At 69.0% G+C, this 17,630-nt stretch carries 17 protein-coding genes; 11 read left to right on the top strand and 6 right to left on the bottom strand.

The genetic code is table 11. The features are described 5' to 3' along the window. Window positions 1–228: 228 nt before the first annotated feature. Complete coding sequence (locus ACFWY9_RS43350; protein WP_378341634.1) at window positions 229–1,779, bottom strand: amino acid permease; 1,551 nt, start codon at window positions 1,777–1,779, stop codon at window positions 229–231. Between the two features lie 183 nt (window positions 1,780–1,962). Next, the gene (locus tag ACFWY9_RS43345; protein ID WP_378341633.1) at window positions 1,963–3,108 is read right to left on the bottom strand and encodes a glycerophosphodiester phosphodiesterase; all 1,146 of its coding nucleotides are present in this window, start codon (window positions 3,106–3,108) and stop codon (window positions 1,963–1,965) included. Window positions 3,109–3,290: 182 nt separating this feature from the next. Between ACFWY9_RS43345 and purD the strand changes: the two genes are divergently transcribed. The 7 genes from purD (at window position 3,291) to ACFWY9_RS43310 (ending at window position 9,765) form a co-directional block, all read left to right on the top strand. After that, a complete protein-coding gene (gene purD / locus ACFWY9_RS43340; RefSeq protein WP_378329510.1) occupies window positions 3,291–4,565 on the top strand; it encodes a phosphoribosylamine--glycine ligase in 1,275 nt (424 codons plus the stop codon). Between the two features lie 121 nt (window positions 4,566–4,686). Then, window positions 4,687–5,082, top strand: a complete 396-nt coding sequence (locus ACFWY9_RS43335) for a PE domain-containing protein (protein WP_378341632.1) — start codon at window positions 4,687–4,689, stop codon at window positions 5,080–5,082. Further along, complete coding sequence (locus ACFWY9_RS43330) at window positions 5,066–5,677, top strand: DUF3558 domain-containing protein (RefSeq protein ID WP_378329512.1); 612 nt, start codon at window positions 5,066–5,068, stop codon at window positions 5,675–5,677. Before ACFWY9_RS43335 ends, ACFWY9_RS43330 begins: the two co-directional genes overlap by 17 nt. A 10-nt stretch (window positions 5,678–5,687) precedes the next feature. After that, window positions 5,688–7,370 (top strand): hypothetical protein, encoded by a 1,683-nt coding sequence (locus ACFWY9_RS43325; protein WP_378341631.1) that lies wholly within the window; start codon window positions 5,688–5,690, stop codon window positions 7,368–7,370. A 2-nt stretch (window positions 7,371–7,372) separates the two neighbouring features. Further along, on the top strand, window positions 7,373–8,146 hold the full coding sequence (locus tag ACFWY9_RS43320; RefSeq protein ID WP_378329514.1) for an ESX secretion-associated protein EspG: 774 nt from the start codon (window positions 7,373–7,375) through the stop codon (window positions 8,144–8,146). 136 nt (window positions 8,147–8,282) lie between these two features. Then, window positions 8,283–8,600 (top strand): hypothetical protein, encoded by a 318-nt coding sequence (locus tag ACFWY9_RS43315; protein ID WP_378329515.1) that lies wholly within the window; start codon window positions 8,283–8,285, stop codon window positions 8,598–8,600. 13 nt (window positions 8,601–8,613) lie between these two features. Then, window positions 8,614–9,765, top strand: coding sequence for a transglycosylase SLT domain-containing protein (locus ACFWY9_RS43310; RefSeq protein ID WP_378341630.1), 1,152 nt, complete (start codon window positions 8,614–8,616; stop codon window positions 9,763–9,765). Between the two features lie 318 nt (window positions 9,766–10,083). Here the strand turns inward: ACFWY9_RS43310 and ACFWY9_RS43305 are convergent, their stop codons facing one another. Beyond that, window positions 10,084–11,277, bottom strand: a complete 1,194-nt coding sequence (locus ACFWY9_RS43305) for an FAD-dependent monooxygenase (RefSeq protein WP_378341629.1) — start codon at window positions 11,275–11,277, stop codon at window positions 10,084–10,086. Window positions 11,278–11,451: 174 nt separating this feature from the next. Here ACFWY9_RS43305 and ACFWY9_RS43300 point away from each other — a divergent pair, with 174 nt between their 5' ends. From ACFWY9_RS43300 to ACFWY9_RS43290, 3 genes are all read left to right on the top strand, one after another. Continuing rightward, complete coding sequence (locus ACFWY9_RS43300) at window positions 11,452–12,393, top strand: TetR/AcrR family transcriptional regulator C-terminal domain-containing protein (protein WP_378341628.1); 942 nt, start codon at window positions 11,452–11,454, stop codon at window positions 12,391–12,393. Between the two features lie 10 nt (window positions 12,394–12,403). Next, window positions 12,404–13,609, top strand: a complete 1,206-nt coding sequence (locus ACFWY9_RS43295; protein WP_378329519.1) for a pyridoxal phosphate-dependent aminotransferase — start codon at window positions 12,404–12,406, stop codon at window positions 13,607–13,609. A gap of 133 nt (window positions 13,610–13,742) precedes the next feature. Next, window positions 13,743–13,928, top strand: a complete 186-nt coding sequence (locus ACFWY9_RS43290) for a hypothetical protein (RefSeq protein ID WP_378329520.1) — start codon at window positions 13,743–13,745, stop codon at window positions 13,926–13,928. Window positions 13,929–13,949: 21 nt separating this feature from the next. On the opposite strand, the gene ACFWY9_RS43285 is transcribed toward ACFWY9_RS43290, so the two are convergent. The 3 genes from ACFWY9_RS43285 to ACFWY9_RS43275 form a co-directional block, all read right to left on the bottom strand. Further along, on the bottom strand, window positions 13,950–14,789 hold the full coding sequence (locus ACFWY9_RS43285) for an SAM-dependent methyltransferase (RefSeq protein WP_378341627.1): 840 nt from the start codon (window positions 14,787–14,789) through the stop codon (window positions 13,950–13,952). A 90-nt stretch (window positions 14,790–14,879) separates the two neighbouring features. Continuing rightward, window positions 14,880–15,458 carry an HAD family hydrolase gene (locus ACFWY9_RS43280; protein ID WP_378341626.1) on the bottom strand — a complete coding sequence of 193 codons (579 nt, stop codon included), beginning with the start codon at window positions 15,456–15,458 and terminating at the stop codon, window positions 14,880–14,882. A gap of 15 nt (window positions 15,459–15,473) precedes the next feature. Continuing rightward, window positions 15,474–16,496: a threonine aldolase family protein gene (locus ACFWY9_RS43275; RefSeq protein WP_378329523.1), complete on the bottom strand. Its 1,023-nt coding sequence runs from the start codon at window positions 16,494–16,496 to the stop codon at window positions 15,474–15,476. Between the two features lie 135 nt (window positions 16,497–16,631). Here ACFWY9_RS43275 and ACFWY9_RS43270 point away from each other — a divergent pair, with 135 nt between their 5' ends. Beyond that, window positions 16,632–17,141 carry a SigE family RNA polymerase sigma factor gene (locus tag ACFWY9_RS43270; protein WP_378341625.1) on the top strand — a complete coding sequence of 170 codons (510 nt, stop codon included), beginning with the start codon at window positions 16,632–16,634 and terminating at the stop codon, window positions 17,139–17,141. The last annotated feature ends 489 nt before the right edge of the window (window positions 17,142–17,630 follow it).

Here is a 17,630-nt window from a genome sequence, read left to right as displayed (position 1 = left end):
TCCCCGCAAAACCCTGAACTGGCTCAGCCCCAAAGAAAAACTCAACATGATACTGTCCTAAGTAGAGCATGTTGCGACGATCGCATGAATCCGCCACGCGTTCGCGACATGCGCCACGCAACCAGGGTGCGCAGCGCTAGAACGGCAAGTCCGTGAAGGCCTCCTTCGCGGCACTCAGCGCCGGTAAGGAGGCCTTCACTACCTCAGAGTCCATAAAGGACGCAGGGGTCAGCCGAGGTCTTGGAGTTCTCGTTCCACCGCCGCCAGTTCCTCCGCGCTACCTTGGACTTTCGGGCCGGTGAACCACTTTCGCGCCGAGACGACCCACCACAACGCCGCTCCGCCGAGGACGACCAGGAACGCGATCGGCGTGTAGTTGAACGTGTCCACCGTGACCGGTGAGGCCTGCGGCAGCATGAACAGTACGAAGATCACGACGACCCACACGCTCGCGACGATCCCGATCGGCTTTCCCCACCGGCCCAGGTTCCACGGCCCCTTTTCGAACCGGTCACCCATCCGCACCCGCAGGAACACCGGGATCACATACGCCACATACAAACCAACCGTCGCGATCGACGTCACGGCCGCGTAGGCCGTCGCGCTCCACAGGTACGGCAGTGCCAGGATCAGCGCGCCACCGGTGGCGAGCCACACCGCGTTCGTCGGTGTCTGGGTGCGTTTGTTGATGCGGTGCCAGATCTTCGAGCCCGGGATCGCGCCGTCGCGCGCGAAGGCGTAGATCATCCGTGAGTTCGCCGTCACCGACGCCATCCCGCAGAACAGCTGCGCGCCGATGCAGATCAGCAGCAGGAACTTTCCGGTCACCGCGCCGGTCGCGTCGATGAAGATCTGCGCGGGTGGCACACCGGTGGCCGAGCCGACAGCGCCGTCGTAGTCCTGGATCGCGAAGGTCAGCCCGATCAGCAGGATCCAGCCCGCCACCAGCGAAACGATGATCGACGTGACGATGCCGCGCGGCCCCGCCTTGGCCGCGTTCTTCGTCTCCTCGGTCATGTGCGCGGAGGCGTCGTACCCGGTCAGCGTGTACTGCGCCAGCAACAGCCCGAGCGCGAACACGTACACCGACGAACCCCAGCCCGTCTGGTTCTGGAAACTGCCGAACACGAACGACGCGTCCTGGTGCTTCGCCGGTACGAACACGAGCACGCCGACGATCACCAATACGCCGATCAGGTGCCACCACACGCTGACGCTGTTGAGGATCGCGACGATCCGTACGCCGAAGGTGTTCAGCGCGCCGTGCACTACCAGGATGATCGCGAGCAGCAGGATCGTGTGCCCCGGTGTCGCCGCGAAACCCCATTGCAGGTCGAGGAAGGCGTTGAGGAACAACGCCGCGCCGAAGTCGATGCCCGCGGTGACCGCGATCTGCCCGATCAGGTTGAACCAGCCGGTGAACCACGACCAGGCGGGACCGTTGCGCGGCGCCAGTTTCGCCGCCCAGTAGTACAACCCGCCCGCGGTCGGATAGCTCGAACAGACCTCGGCCATGCCGAGCCCGACCAGGATGACGAACAGGCCGACCAGCGGCCAGCCCCAGATCATCGCCGCCGGTCCGCCGGTCTTCATGCCGAAGCCGTACAGCGTGAGGCAGCCCGAAAGGATGGAGATGATCGTGAACGACACGGCGAAGTTGGCGAACGCCGACATCGTCCGTTTCAGTTCCTGCGCGTAGCCGAGCTGATGCAGGCGGGCGCTGTCGTCGTCGGCCGCGTCGTCGGCGGGTTTGGTGTTGGCCTGGTCGGAGACATCCATCGGGCTACCTCTCGAAAGGTATGCGGACAGACCATTGAGATCCGCAGAAAGTAGCCCGGGTCACCAGGGGTGTCAAGGTTTCGTCAAAACCCATGGTCGAGAGTGGGGCGCCAAATGCCGTTAAGGCCACCTTGCGGGCGTCAGACGCCCGCAAGGTGGCCTTAAGGGAACTTCAGACGTGGCTCAGCGGCCGAGGAAGTCGTGCAGTGATTCCAGTGCGGTGTCCGGCTGGTCGGCGAAGAAGCCGTCGACACCGGCCTTGAAGAACGCTGCCTCCTCCGCGAAGACGTTCCCGTACGCGTCGGGCTTGTCCGACGAGCGCAGGTTCTTCGGCAGGAACGGGTTTTCGTTACGGAACGTGTACGGCTGGACCTTCAGGCCCGCCGCGTGGGCGTCGCGGACGATCGCCGTCGGCTGCGTCAGATTGCCCGCCGCGTCCAGCGGGATGATCTGCGACTTCGCGGGCCCGAGGTAGTCCGCGTACTTCGCGACCTCGCGAAGTCCTTGCGGCGTAACAAGATCGGCATAGGTCCGCTTGTCGCCCTTCGCGACGAAGTCGGCGGGCGCGCCGGTAGCGTCGGTCAGCTGGAGCAGCGGCACGCGCACCTGCCGGTGCAGGGCGATCAGGTTCGACACCTCGAACGACTGGATGATCACCGGCGCGTTGCGGCGGTTGAGCCCGTTGCGGTCGAGGATGGCCACCAGCTTCGGCTCGGTCGGGTTCCCGATCGACTGGAAGTACGTCGAGTGCTTGACCTCCGGGTAGGTCCCGACCGTCCGGTGCAGCTCGCGTGAGAGCCGCTTCGTCAGGTCGAGCACCTCCTGGTACGTCGCGATCTGGTAGCGGCCGTTGTACATCTGGTTGTTCGGCCGGTTCTGCGGGATCCGCTCCACCGCGCGCAGCGTCTTCAGCTCGGCCAGCGTGAAGTCCTCGGTGAACCATCCGGTCAGCGGTGTGCCGTCGATCACCTTCGTCGTCTTGCGCGAGGCGAATTCCGGGTGCTTCGCGACGTCGGTGGTGCCGCCGATCTCCGGTTCGTGCCGCGCGACGAGCTGACCGTCCTTGGTGGGCACGAGATCGACGTCGACCCAGTTCACCCCTTGGCGGAACGCCAGTTCGTACGAGGCGAGCGTGTGCTCGGGGCGATAGCCGGGCGCGCCCCGGTGTCCGATGATCACGGGGTCATCGTGCCCTCGGCCGTACCCCGCCGCATTCGGACTCTCCACAGTGTCCGCCGGAGCGGCACTCGCGGGCCCGACAGCCAGTCCGGCGACGCCGAGCAGGGCGAGACCGGTCAGTGCGAGCACGCCCACACGCTTGCGCTTCATCTGCAACCTCTTTCGCTTCCGGGACGGGTCCCGACTTACCGCGCCACCCTTGACAGCGCAAGCATCCGCTCGGCGTCGCTGCCCGTAAGCACGCCTGACGTCCGGGTGAACACCTCGAGGCCACCGCTGCCGTGGGTGACGGCGAAGTGTCGGCGCCGGGGACCGCCGGTACCCTGTCCGGCGTGCGCGTATTGGTAATCGGGTCCGGCGCCCGTGAGCATGCACTGGTCCTCGCGGTGTCCGGCGATCCCGCCGTCACCGCGCTCGCCTGTGCCCCCGGCAACGCCGGAACCGCCGCGGTGTCCGAGCAGCTCGGCGTCGACGCCGCCGATCCGGCGGCGGTGACCGCACTGGCCAAGGACTGGCAGGCCGACCTCGTCGTCGTCGGGCCGGAGGTCCCGCTCGTCGCGGGCGTCGCCGATGCCGTGCGCAAGGCGGGCATCGCCTGCTTCGGCCCGTCCGCCTCGGCCGCGCGGATCGAGGGCTCCAAGGCGTTCGCCAAGGACGTCATGGCGGCGGCGAACGTGCCGACGGCGCGCAGCGAGGTCGTGGACACGCCCGCTCGGCTCGACGCGGCGCTCGGCCGCTTCGGCCCGACCTGGGTGGTCAAGGACGACGGGCTCGCCGCGGGCAAGGGTGTCGTGGTCACCAAGGATATCGAGGTCGCGCGCAAGCACGCCCTGATGCTGCTCGACGGCGGCCACCCGGTCCTCCTGGAGTCCTTTTTGGACGGTCCGGAGGCGTCGCTGTTCTGCTTCGTCGACGGACACACCGTCGTCCCGCTGCTGCCCGCGCAGGATTTCAAGCGTGTGGGTGACGGCGACGCCGGCCCGAACACCGGCGGTATGGGCGCGTACGCCCCGCTGGGCTGGGCGCCGGAAGACCTCGTCGACGACGTCGTCGCGAGGATCGTGCAGCCGGTCGTCGACGAACTCGTCGCGCGCGACGCGTCCTTCTCCGGGCTGCTGTACGCGGGTCTCGCGCTGACGTCCGAAGGCCCGCAGGTCATCGAGTTCAACTGCCGCTTCGGCGATCCCGAAACGCAGGTCGTGCTGGCACTGCTGGAGTCCCCGCTCGCCGGCCTGCTGCACGCGACCGCGACCGGCAAGCTCGCCGAGCACCCGCCGCTCGAGTGGTCCGGTGGCGCCGCGGTGACCGTCGTGGTCGCCGCGGACGGCTACCCCGGTAAACCCCGTACGGGTGACGTCATCACCGGCGGGGAGCTGGAAGGTGTCCTGCATGCGGGCACGCGCCGCCGCGACGACGGCGCTGTCGTTTCCTCCGGTGGCCGCGTGCTTTCGGTCGTCGGCACCGGTCGCACGCTCAAGGCCGCGCGCAAGCACGCGTACGAGATCGTCGAGAAGGTGCACCTCGCCGGTTCGCACCACCGCACGGACATCGCCCTGCGCGCGGTGAACGGCGAGGTCACGGCCCCGGTGGCAGATCAGCACGCGTGAATCTCCGGCGGGACGGAACCGGACGGCGGCGAACTTCGCCGAATTGAGGCCGTCGCTACACGCGCGTTGGTAGCCTCGATGCAGCCAGCCGGTGACCGTCCGTATCACGTCAGGGGAACGCATGCCAGGAACCCCAGCCACCACAGAGGGACTCGACCTGACCGGTGCCGTCCCCGTGGCGCCGGGCGTCGCCGACGTCATGGTCGACCCGGAAAAGCTGCTCGCCGTCGCGAAAGTGGTGGAGGAGCAGGTCAAGGCGCTCGAGGACAAGCTGCTCACGCGGCTCGGCCAGCTGCGCATCGACAGTCCGTCGGCGGACATCGTCAGCACCAATGCCGTCGAGGCCTGGAACGGGCTGGTCGCGGACGGGGACCAGTCGTACGCGGGGCAGGTCCGGGAGTACGTGGCCGGGCTGCACCGGCTCGTCGCCCAGCTTCGTGAGGCCGCGAAGAAGTACCACACGGGCGAGGCGGACAAGGCCGCGGCACTCAGGGAGCGCGGTGGCCACCGCACGTAGGCACGGCCTGTGGCTCGCCGGTGGCGTCCTCGTCACCGCGACACTCGCGGGCTGCTCGTCCAGCACGGACGGCACCCCTTACCCGGTGGAGACCGCGGCCAGTTCGCTCGCGCAGCGCGCGAAAGCCGCGGAACTTCCGGCGCGCCCCAAGGATCTTCCGGTCAAGGGCGTCGATCCGTGTTCGCTGCTGAGCCAGCCGCAGCTGGCGCAGCTCAAGATCACCGGCGCGCCGCGTCCGGCCGCCGATCAGCCGGACGGGCCGACCTGCGTGCTGGACGCGAAGGACACCGAACCGTTCTTCGCCTACCACGTCCGCACGATCGGTGCGGACGTCTCCGAATGGCTCACCGGTGCCCGGCGCAAGAACAGTATGACCACGCAGCCGAACCCCGTCGGCGGATTTCCCGCGATCACGAACTTCCGGGCCGCGGGCACCCCTGCCGACTGTGAAACGCTCGTCGGCGTCGCCTCCGGGCAGACGCTCGTGGTGCAGGCGTTCGCGATCAGCGCGGGCGCGTTCACCCAGCCGCGGCTGTGCGAAATGTCCGCGCAGGCGGCCGATCTCGCCCTGCAGACCTTGAAAGCACGTAACTGAGGGAGCGCGCGTGAAGATCTCCGAGCTCGCGGGCAGGATCCGCGACCAGCGTTTCGACGGCTGGACCAACACCGCGATCGCCACCGAGATCGAGCGGATGACCACCGGCGACGGCATCGGCAGCATCGGTGTCGCGGTGGACGCGCTGAAGTCGGTCGCCGACGCCCTCGCGCAAACCGATCACACCCTGCGCACCGAGCTGGCCAAGATGGGCGTCGAATGGCAGAGCCAGGCGGGCGGCCAGGCCGGGCAGGTGTTCACCGAGCAGGCCGGGTTCTCCCAGGACGCGAAGGTGAAGGTGACCCACGCCGCCGAGATGATCTTCGCGCAGGGCGAGGCGTTCAACCGGGCGCGGTACAAGCTTCCCGACGCCGAAACCGTGCGCAAGGGGGCGGGCGGATTCACCTTCGGTGACACCGTGCTGAGCCTGATCGGGTTCGAGACCGACCACGCGCGTCAGGTCAGCGCCGCGAACAACGCCAGGGGGCAGGCGCTCGCCGCGTTGAACGAATACGCCAAGGAGAGCGGGGAAAACCTGCTCTCCACCGAGACGTTGAGCAAGCCGGAGGCGCTCAAAGCCGCGCCTGTCGGTGACTTCGGCGCGACCGCGCTCGCCGGTTCGGCGGTCGACCTGACCCCGGACGGCAGCGTGAAACCCGCGGCGGCGGAGGTCCGCTCGCAGTACGTCGAGCCGCCGCCGCAGGCGCAGCCCGTGCGCTACCAGGCCCCGGCACCCGCGCCGGTCGACCCGCCGACCCCGGCCTACGGCATCGCGGCGCAGGCTCCCCGGCAGACCGCTTCGGGCAGTCCGGCCGGCTATCAGCCCACCGCACCGAGTTCTGCCCCGACGGCACCGGCCGGTGTTCCGAAGCAGCCGGCTCCGGCGCCCAGCGGCTGGGTGAACGCGCCCGGGCGCGGACCCACCGAGTCCGCGCCCGCGCGGCCGGGTCTCGCGCCCACGCCCGCGGTGCCTCCTACGACCGGCGAGTTCGTCCCGCCCGGCGCGCCGGGCAGCCCGGCCGTCGGCGGCACCACCGGCGTCGGCGGTTCCGGTGGCACGGGCGGTGGCCCCGGTGGCGGCCCTGGTCCGACCGGTAGCCAGCAGCCGGGACGTCCTGTGGTCCCCGGTGGCGGCGCCGCGCTGCCCGGCGGCACGACCGGTGCCGACGGCTCGCTGGGACGTGGAGTGCCCGGAAGCTCCGACACCCGCGGCGATCAGGCGCTCGGCAAGGGCCGCACGGTCGGCGCCGCGCCCCAGTTCCCCGGCCAGGCACCGCAGCCGGGGCTCGTCAGCGGCTCCGGTGTCGTGGCGCCGAAACCGGTGGGGTCCGCGGGCGAACTGGGCGCGGGTGCGGCCGCGATCGGCGCGGGCGGAATCGGTGGCGCGCTGAGCGGTGAGCGGGATCGGCAGGGCCGCGGCTTCGGCTCCGGGGGTTCCGGCAGGGGCAAGGTCGGCCCGCTCCCGGTCGGCGAACTGCCGGAGGAGGAGGCGGTCGCGCTGCGGAAGTCGGAGCAGATCAGCCCGAAGCAGCCGCGTGGTGACGCCAAACTGCTCTCCAAGGCCGCGCCGCAGGACGGCCAGGAGCCCGAGGACGCCGAGCACGTGCGCCGGTACGGCGTGGACGACAAGGACCTGTTCGAGGACCAGCGCATGGTGTCCCCGGACGTCATCGGCGACAAGGATGTGCGCTGACCGTGCCCGCCGAGAACGGCAGCCTCGTGCTGTCCGCGCTGGAGTTCGACATGCTCTGGGAGGCCGAAGGCCTGCCACAGCGCCACGTCGCGCTGGACGTGCCGACTCCGGGCGTCACCCACACCGAGCGGGCGGAACTGGTCGAACAGGCCTGGTCGTCACTGGCCGCGCGGCGCCTCGCCCGCGGCCACCGCGCGACCGGCGAACTGGTCGACATGTTCCACCTGCTGGCGCGTCCGCAGCTCGCGGTCGACGTCTGGGTGTGGGCGGAGCGGGAGATCCGCGGCCGCGCCGTCAGCCTCGGCCGTCAAGCGCTGCTGGGCGTGGTCGACGAGGGGCAGGTCTGGCTGATCCCCGCCCGCGAAGGCATGCTGCCCGAGGCCGCGGTCTCGGTCGCCGGCGAACTGGACCCCGGCGTCGGCCAGGCCGTCAGTGTCCCGCACGACGTGCTGATGGCCGCCGACGCCGATGCCCGTGGTGAGGCGAAAGCCCTGGTCACCGCCTTGGAGGATCGGCGGATCCCGCTGTTTCAGGCCCAGGAACTGGCGGGAATGCTGCTGGGCCAGGAAGCTCGCGGCCAGTTCGGCGCCGAACGCATCGGCCGCGACGGCGTCGCCCACCGAACCTCGCGCGTCGTCGCCTTCTACGACACGGATGCCGGACGGTACCTGTTCCAGCTCGGCAAGGACGCCGACGGCAGCGACTGGGCGACCATCGCCCCGGCCGACAACGCACTGCTCGCCGACCGGGTCCGGGAACTGCTCGCCGAAGCCTGAATCTGCTCGCCGGGGTGGAGTTTGGTGAAGATCCGCACACGGGGCGCAGCCGAAGTCTTACAGTATGCGCGGGAACCGTCCTGGTCGTGCCGACGTCACACCAGGTGGACGCAAGCTTCGAAGGGGATGACGAACCGTGCCTGTGTATGACCCGGATTCCATGGGCATTGCCGCCAAGCAGGTCGAGAAGCTCAAGGACGAGTTCGAGAAGTCCAAGAACAAGGTCACCGGCATGGACCACGAGAAGGAAAGTCCCTTCGGCGGTCTGACCGGCGCGAACGACGCGCACGGCGCGGTCGGCCAGTTCAAGCAGGGCGTGCACAAGGAATTCGACGCGGCGGGCAAGCTCATGGAGGCCACCAGCTTCGCGCTGCGTAAGGCCGCGGGGCTGATCGCGGAAACGGACCAGGTGGCGAAGAGCGACGTCACGCTGCACCAGACCGGCAACCACTGAGGGGGACACAGCTGTGGGTTTGAATACTGGCAGCGTGGGGGCACCGGACAACTGGGGCGCGTTCACGCAGAAGGTCGACCAGGTCTCCAAAATCAATCTTGACGCGATTCACAACGCGTCGGTGCAGTTCCATGAGGCTGCCAAAAACGCGGGCGACCACAGTGCTGCGTTCAAGTCGGCGACCGATGCTCTGAACGGTGGGGTCTGGTCCGGCCCTGCCGCGGACAACTTCGTCAACTATGTCAAGTCGATCACGACTGCGGGCGCGAAGGTACAGAGTCACCTCGAAGACGTCGGCCGGGACCTCGACGGGCTCGTGACCGATCTTGGCGATATCAAGAAGAAAGCGCACGACAAACTCGTCGATGCCGAGAAGGCGGTCAACGACCGCATCGGCAAGGCGGAAGCGGACATCGCCAAGGCGAAGATCGCTGCCGACGCGCACGCCAAGGATGCGAACAAACCCGCTCCGAACCCGGACGAGGGCGCCATTCGCAAACAGGCGCAGACCGATATCCACACCATCACCGCCGGGTTCGACGGTGATGTCGCGGGGCTTCTCGACGCGGCGAACAAGCAGATCGAGAAGTCCCAGGAGCTGATGAAGACTCAGATCGAGGGTGGGTACAAGGACGTTCCACCGCCGGGCAAGGACGGGACGATTCCGCAGAGCACCGGTGGCATCCACAGCAACGGCGCCATGTCGAACCACGGAGGCGGAGGCGGAGGCGGCGGTGGAGGGGGCGGCGGTGGTGGTGGAGGCGGTGGCCTCGGCCCCAGCGGCGGGCCGCCTTCGTCGCCACCGCCGGGCAACGTGCAGCAGTGGATCCAGGAGGCGATCAAAGCGCTGCAGGCCGCCGGGGTGAACGTCACCGAGGCCGACATCCCCAATATCTGGGCCATTATCCAGCACGAATCGGGCGGTAATCCCAACGCGATCAACAACTGGGATTCCAATGCCGCTGCCGGGCACCCGTCGAAGGGGCTCATGCAGTGCATCGACTCGACGTTTAACTCGCACAAGCTGCCCGGGCACGACAATATCTACAACCCGGTGGACAACATCATCGCGGGCGTGAAGTACTCGATCAGCCGATACGGTTCGATCGCCAACGTCCCCGGTCTGAAGGCCATGGCGCACGGCGGTGCCTACCAGGGTTACTGAGCCGAAGTCCGTGAAGGCCACATTGAGGTTTTCTCAGTAGTGGTCGGTTGCGTTCGATACGGGCGACGGCTGTTGCGGGCTTTCGGCCTGGTCGGCACTCCAGGCTTTGCTGGTGGGCACTTTCCCCGGGGCATGCGCGGCATGTCCGAGGGACGCCCTGGGTGCATCCACCGCACCCAGGGACGCCCTTGACGCACCCCAGGCCAGCGCACCCCAGGCGTCCTGCAACACAACCGGCAACACACACGGCCCCAGAACCCTGAGCGAGAAAACCACATTGAGAGACTCAGAGTCCCTCAATGTGGCATTCACGGATCGTCAGTAGTCCTTGAGGCGGACGGTGTTGGCGGATTCGGTCAGCGGCTGCATCGCCTTTCGCATGATTTGGCTGCGGAAGGGCAGATAACGCAGCGCGCGCAGGCTCTGGATCTGCCGCCATTGCGCGGCGCGGGTCTGGCTGCGCTTGTTCGACATCGCCAGTTCCTGGTTCTTCAGCACGAACGGCCGCATGATCTCCGTGTACCGAGCGAACGCCGTGTGGTGATCACCGTGCGCGGCTCGCAGTTCGCCCGCCAGGACGTACGCGCCGACGAGTGCCAGGCTGGTTCCCTGGCCGGACAAGGGCGACGGGCCGTATCCCGCGTCGCCGACCAGGGTGACGCGATCGGCGGTCCAGGAATCCATGCGTACCTGGCTCATCGAGTCGAAATACAGGTCCGGTGCCGAGCGCATTTCCCGCAGCAGTCGCGGAATTTCCCAGCCGCCGCCGAGAAAAGCGTCCGCGATCAGCTTTTCCTGCTGGGCGCGGTCGTGGTGGTCGTAGTCCAGCACCGGCGATTCGAAGCCCAGCATCGCCCGCGTTTCCGTGTTGCCCCGCGCGCTGTAGACGCCGGCGAGTCGTCCCGGCGACATGTGGAAGGCCTGCCAGCGGTCCAGGTTCAGGTAGTTCGGCATGGTGAACACGCTCAGATACGTGTCCAGATGGTGCAGATAACGCGTTTCCGGCCCGAACGCCAGCCGCCGTACCGCCGAGTGGATGCCGTCCGCGCCGACCACGAGGTCGAACGTGCGGGAGGTGCCGGAGGCGAACGTGACGTCGACGCCGTCGGGGGTCTGGGTCAGTCCCGTGATCGAGTCGCCGAAGACGTACTCGACGCCGTCGGTCGCCGCGTAGAGGATGTCGGTGAGTTCGTCGCGCAGGATCTCGACGTCCTCGCTGTCGACGAGACCACCGGTCAGCGTGTGCTCGGTGACGTCCACCAGCTTCCGGCTGCGGGCGTTGTACCAGGACATCCCGCGCATGTCGGTGCTGAGCCGCCGGATGTCGGCCAGCACGCCCATTCGCTCGACGACGCCGAGCGCGCTGCCCCGGATGTCGATCGCGTGCCCGCCGCGCCTCGGCGCTTCGGCGCGCTCGACGACGGTCGGCCGGAAGCCGTGCCGGCGCAGCCAGTAAGCCAGGGTGATCCCGGCAACGCCCGCACCCGAGATCAGGATGTTCCGCTCGGTCATGATATCTCCCTGTGTACGTCGCTTCGAAGTTCGCTGCGTACAAGGTATGCATGAGGGCTAACATTGACCTAGAGCTGCGAAAAGGCGATGTATGAGCACTAGTGCGGAGAACGCTCGCGACCAGTAGCGCACTAGGCTCTGAGGAGCGATCGCACTAGTGCACTAGGAGGAGAAATGGGCCCTCAATCGGACCCGCCCTACCGCCGGATCGTCACCGAGATCCGGCGGCGGATCGCCGCGGGCGAGCTGGCGCCGGGCGCACGCGTGCCGTCGACCCGCCAGATCGTCAAGGACTGGGGTGTCGCGATGGCCACCGCGACCAAGGTGCTCGCGACCCTGCGGGACGAAGGGGTCGTGGTCACCCGCCCCGGCGCGGGGACCGTCGTCGCCGAGGCACCCGAGCGTCGCGTGCCGAAGCGGGAGGCCGAACTTTCCCGCGAAAGCATCGTGCGGGCCGCCGTCCGCATCGCCGACACCGAGGGCATCGGCGCGCTCGCGATGCGGCGGATCGCGTCGGAACTCGGTGTCGCCACGATGGCGCTCTACCGTCATGTGCCCAAGAAGGACGATCTCGTGCTCGAAATGGCCGACCTCGTCCTCGGCGAAGTCACCTTCCCGGCGACGCCGCCGGAGGGCTGGCGGGCGCAGCTCGAACTGCTGGCCACGCGTCAATGGCAGCTGTTCCGGCGGCATCCCTGGCTCGCGCAGGCGCTTTCGGTCACCCGCCCGCAGCCGCTGCCGAACCTGCTCGACCACGCCGAATGGGCCGTCCGCGCGCTCGACGGCCACGGCCTCGCGCATTCGACGATCATGTACGCGCACATCACGCTGTTCAACTACGTCCGTGCGACGGCGCTGAACTTCGAGTGGGAGGCCGAAGCCGAGGCCGGGTCCGCGCGCTCGGACGAGGAATGGCTGGCCGAACACGAGCCCGTGCTGTTCGAGCTGATCGCCCAGGGCCGCTACCCGTCCTTCGCCGCCGTCATCGCCCGCGGCGACTTCGACTTCGAGCTGGATCGGCTGTTCGGGTTCGGCCTGCAACGCCTGCTCGACGGCTACGGGACCTTGATCGCCCGCACCGCGGCACATCGGGGCCGGCCCCATCAGCCGGGTTAGCCTGCAGGACATGGTCGACCTCGGTGCTTTCGCCGGGCCCGCGCTGCGGGCCGGAGTTCCCCCGTTCCACGTCATGGACGTCCTTTCCGCGGCACAGGCCCGGCAGCGCAGCCATGGTGATCTGGTCGCGCTCTGCGCGGGCCAGCCGTCGGCGCCCGCCCCCGCGCCCGTGCTCAAGGCCGCGCAAGAAGCTTTGTCGACGCGGACCCTCGGGTACACCGAACAGCTCGGCATTCCCGAGCTGCGCGAAGCGGTGGCCGGGCATTACCAGCGGAAATACCGGCTCGACGTCTCCTCGCAGGACGTCGTCATGACGACCGGTTCCTCCGGCGGCTTCCTGCTGTCGTTCCTCAGCGCGTTCGATCCCGGCGCTCGGGTCGCGATGGCAAGGCCCGGCTACCCGGCCTACCGGAACCTGCTGCATGTGCTCGGCTGCGAGGTCGTCGAGTTCGCCACCGGCCCGGAGACGAACTTCCAGCCCACGGTGGCCCTGCTCGACGAACTCGGCCCGATCGACGGGCTCATCGTGGCCGCCCCGAGCAACCCGACCGGTACCGTGCTGCCGCCCGGTGAGCTGGCCGCGATCAGCGGCTGGTGCTCGTCCCACGGCGTCCAGCTGATCAGCGACGAGATCTACCACGGCATCTCCTACGGCGCACCGCCCGAGGTACGTATTCCCGCCGAGGGCGCATCGACACAGTTGGATTGTGCCTGGCAGTACGGGCACGAGGCGCTCGTCCTCGGCAGCTTCTCGAAGTACTTCGCGATGACCGGCTGGCGGCTCGGCTGGATGCTGGTGCCGCAGCGGCTCCACCGCGCCGTCGACGTCCTGACCGGCAACTTCACCATCTGCCCGCCCGCGGTCTCGCAACACGCCGCCGTCGCCGCGTTCACACCGGAGTCCTATGCCGAGGCCGACGGCCACGTCGAGCGCTACCGCGCCAACCGCGACCGGCTCTTCGCCGGGTTACGTGAGGTGGGAATCGACAAGCTCGCCCCCGCCGAAGGGGCCTTCTACGCCTACGCCGACGTGTCCGCGTACACCACCGACAGCCTGAGCTGGTGTCAGCGGCTGCTCGCCGACACCGGCGTCGCCATCGCACCCGGCGTCGACTTCGACCCGGTCGACGGCGGGAAGTTCGTGCGGTTCTCGTTCGCGGGCTCGGCCGAGGACATCGACGAGGGCGTCCGGCGCATCGGTGCCTGGCTCGGCTGAGGACGTCCGGACACGGTCAGGGGGAACCCGGAGATCCCCCTGAACGTTGGCCGGTTCGAGAGAGTTTTCGCGTCGAGGGTGGGACGCTGGCCATACCGGGCCGGCAGGGCGCGGGGACGCAATCGGAGGAGCCATGTTCTGGAAGATCGTCGGAGCGCTTGTCGTCGCGTGGGTGGCGTTCATGGTGCTCGGCTCGGTGATCGGGTTCGTGTTCAAGGCGATCCTGTGGATCGCCGTGATCGGCGGGGTGCTGTTCCTCGGCGCCGCCGGCTACCGCGCGATCACCGGCAAGAAGGACCCCAGGCGCATCAATCAGTGAAACCGGTGAGCTGACGGCCGGTCACGGGATCCGCGCCACGCCTGCCAGCGACGTGAAGTTCACGGGCGCCAGCTTGGCGAGGCGCGGCCCCTCCGGCCACCACTGGTGCGGATAGGTCAGCCCGGGCTTGACGAGTTCCAAGCCGTCGAAGAACGACTCGATCTCCTCGCGGGTGCGGTAGAGCGTGTCGAGCCCGGTACCGCCGAAGCGCTTCTCCAGCGCCGTCGCCACGTCGGCGGCTTCGCTGCCGTCGGCGGGGTTGTGCTGGTGCAGCAGGACGAGGTACGAACCCGGCGCCATTGCCTCGACGTAGGCCTTCACCACGTTCCGCGCCCGTTCGAGGTCGGTGATGTGGTGGATGATCGCGCACATGATCAGCCCCGTCGGCTTGCGGAAGTCGAGGTTCCGCACCAGCGTCTCGTCGGACAGCGTGGCGTCGGGGTCGAGCAGGTCGCTGCCGGAGATGTGGGTGTACTCGTTCTCTTCGAGCAACGCGCGGCCGTACGCCTGCACGACCGGGTCGTTGTCGACGTAGACGACGTGCGCCTCGGAGTTGTACCGCTGCGCCACCTGATGCGTGTTCTCCACGGTCGGGAAGCCCGAGCCGAGGTCGAGGAACTGGTCGATCCGCATCCGCTCGGTGAGAAACCGGACCGCGCGCACGAGCCAGGCCCGCACTTCCTTCGCCATCTTCGGCGAGTCGGGCGCGATGTCGACGATCTGCCGCACCACCGCGCGGTCGACCGCGTAGTTGTCCTGCCCGTCCATCAGGGCGTCGAAGACCCGCGCGATGCTCGGCCGATCGAAGTCGGACGGCAGCACGGCCGGCCGGCGATCGGACGGCGGATCGTGTGCGGGCATGTCACCTACCGCGGGAAGTCGGTTTGGGTGAAGCCAGCTTAGGCCCACGCTATTGACCCTGTGTAGGCGGATCTGCCGTGTGGGTGATTTTCAGCCGAGCGCGGCCTTCGCCGCGTCGGCACCGTCCCATACGTGGGCCCGGATTCCGAGCGCCACCGCCGCGTCCACATTGGACTTTCGATCGTCGAAGAAGAGACAGTCCGCCGGTGCCGCGCCGAGCCGGTCGAGCAGGATCCGGTAAATCCGCTCGTCCGGTTTCACGCAGCCCAGATCGCCGGAGAACAGCGTGACGCGGAAATGCCGCGCCCAGTCCTGTGCCCGCGCCCAGCGGCCGAAGGACGACGGCGCGTTGGACAGCAGCGCGAGCGCCGCGCCCGCCTCGCCCAGCGCGTCCAGCAGTTCGGCCGAGGACGGTTCGAGATGGGACCAGCCTTCGACATCGATGCTGGTCAGCTCCTCGCTCTTCGCTTCGTCGACCTCGACGCCGAGCGCCTTCCCGACCGACTGCCAGTACTCGAGGTCGCCGCAGCCGCGGTCGTACGGCTCCCGCAGCGCCCAGTAGTGCTCCTCCAGCCGCCCGGCCTCGACACCCAGCGTCGCGGCGAGTTTCGGCAGCGCGGCGGTCCGCCTGCTCAGCACGTCGCCGTAGTCGAACACGATCCAGTTCATCGATCCCCCATCAGTTCAGGCACCGGCCTTGATGCGGCGCAGAGCTTCTTCGACGTCGGCGGCGGACAGGTCGCGGTGCAGCACGAACCGCACCCGGCCCGCCATCGGGAGTGCCAGGATGCCGAGCGAGCCGAGCCACTCCAGCGCCGCCGGGACGTCGGCGACCTCGGCGAGCACGATGTTGGTCTCCGGGGTCACCACCGGCCAGCCGTGCTCGGCGACACCGGCCGCGAGCCGGCGGGCGTTCTCGTGGCTCTCGGCCAGCTCGTCCACGCGGTCGAGTGCAACGAGGCAGGCGGCCGCGAGCACCCCGCCTTGGCGGACCCCGCCGCCGAGCATCTGCCGCGTCCGCCGCGCCTGCTCGACGAAGTCCGGCGTTCCCGCCACGACCGAGCCGACCGGCGCGCCGAGGCCCTTGCTGAAGCAGGCCGACACGGTGTCGACGCCGACGGTCAGCGCGGCGGGCGGCACTCCGAGCGCGACCGCGGCGTGCCAGATCCGCGCGCCGTCGAGGTGGACTTTCAGCCCGGCCTGCTTGGCCACGGCGAGCAACCGCGCGTGCTCGTCCGGCGGAGTCACCGCCCCGCCCGCCGCGTTGTGCGTGTTTTCCAGGCACAGCAACGAAGTGCGCAGTGTGTAGTACGGGCCCTGCGCGCCGATCGCCAGTTCGAGGGCCTCGGCGGTGGCCCGGCCGGGCCCGGCGTCGTGTTCCAGCGGTTCCGGCATCCCGCCCGCGAGCCAGGCGGCCGAGCCGAGTTCGTTGTTCAGCACGTGGGCGCCGCGCATCGCGAGGAACCGGTCGCCGCGGCGCAGGTGCGCGGTCAGCGCGATCAGGTTGGCCATCGTGCCGCTCGGGACCCACAGCGCGGCGGGCATGCCCAGCACTTGCGCCGCGCGCCGTTCGAGTTCGGCGATCGTCGGATCGGTGTCGATGACGTTGTCGGCGACCTCGGCCGCGGCCATCGCCCTGCGCATCGTTTCATCCGGCCGGGTGACGGTGTCGGAGCGGAAGTCCAGCGGCTGCGGCGTCCAGGTCACGGTCCGATCACATCACACGGGCCGTGCGTGGATCAATGCGGCAGGAGGCTGGTCGAACTTCGCGGGCCGTGCAACCGTGGACGCCCCCGGTTCCGTCCTACCGCCGACGACAAACAGAGTGGAGCACGACTGCGCGTGGACCAGCGCGACGAGCAGGAGTTCGCGGAGTACTTCGCCGCAAGGCAGGACGCCGTGCGCCGGACCGCGTACATGCTCTGCGGCGACTGGCATCGCGCGGACGACCTCGCGCAGACGGCGTTCGTGGCGCTGCACCGGAGGTGGAAGAAGATCAGGGATCGCGGGGCGACGGACGCCTACGTGCGCAAGACCCTGGTACGGGCGTCGATCGACGAGTCCCGGCGCCCGTGGCGGCGGGAACGGCAGACCGACGAGCTGCCCGAGCCCGCACAGGACGGGCCCGGCCTCGCCGAACGTGTCGCCACCAGGGAAGACCTGCTCGCGGCGTTGCGCGAGGTACCGCCGAAGCAGCGCGCGGTCCTGGTCATGCGGTTCTTCGAAGGGCTCGACGTCAGTGCCGCCGCGAAGGCGCTGGGCTGCAGCGAGGGCAACGTCAAGAGCCAGACCGCGCGCGGGCTGGCGAATCTGAAACAGGTTCTGGAACGGGAGGTGGAGACCAATGGATGAGCGCGACCTCGAAACGTTGTTCTCCGCCGCGCCCGGCGAACCACCGCCCTCGACCTTCACCGAATCCGACGTCGTCGCCGAGTCGAAGCGGCAGACGGCGCGGCGCCGTTCGCGTCTCGCCGTGTCGACGAGTGCGGTCGTCCTCGTCCTCGCGGGGGCGGGAATTTTCGGAATTGTGTCGAATGCCCAGTTCGGGGCACCGGATTCGGCCTCCTCGGGGGTCAGGGCGAACTCGGCTCCGGCCCCGGAGCAACCGAGCGCGGGGCCCGCACGTCCATCGGGTGAGTCACCGAACTTCTCGTCGGCGTCGCCCCAGCAGGGGGGCGACGGAGACGGGAGGACCGGCCCTCGGGTCGAAGGCACCTCCGGGTGCGAGCAGGTAGACCGGGGGGGCGCCCCCCCCCCCGCGGGGGAGCTCCCCGGGCCGCTTGGGCCCCCGAGGGGGGGAGCCGGGGGGCGCCGGACCACGGGGGCCCCCGGGCCCGGGGT

The sequence above is a fragment of the Amycolatopsis sp. NPDC059027 genome, from assembly GCF_042739735.1.
In the GTDB taxonomy this organism is placed as follows: domain Bacteria; phylum Actinomycetota; class Actinomycetes; order Mycobacteriales; family Pseudonocardiaceae; genus Amycolatopsis.
Note: the sequence above shows the minus strand (reverse complement) of the source record. Positions and strands in the feature narration are given on the sequence as shown.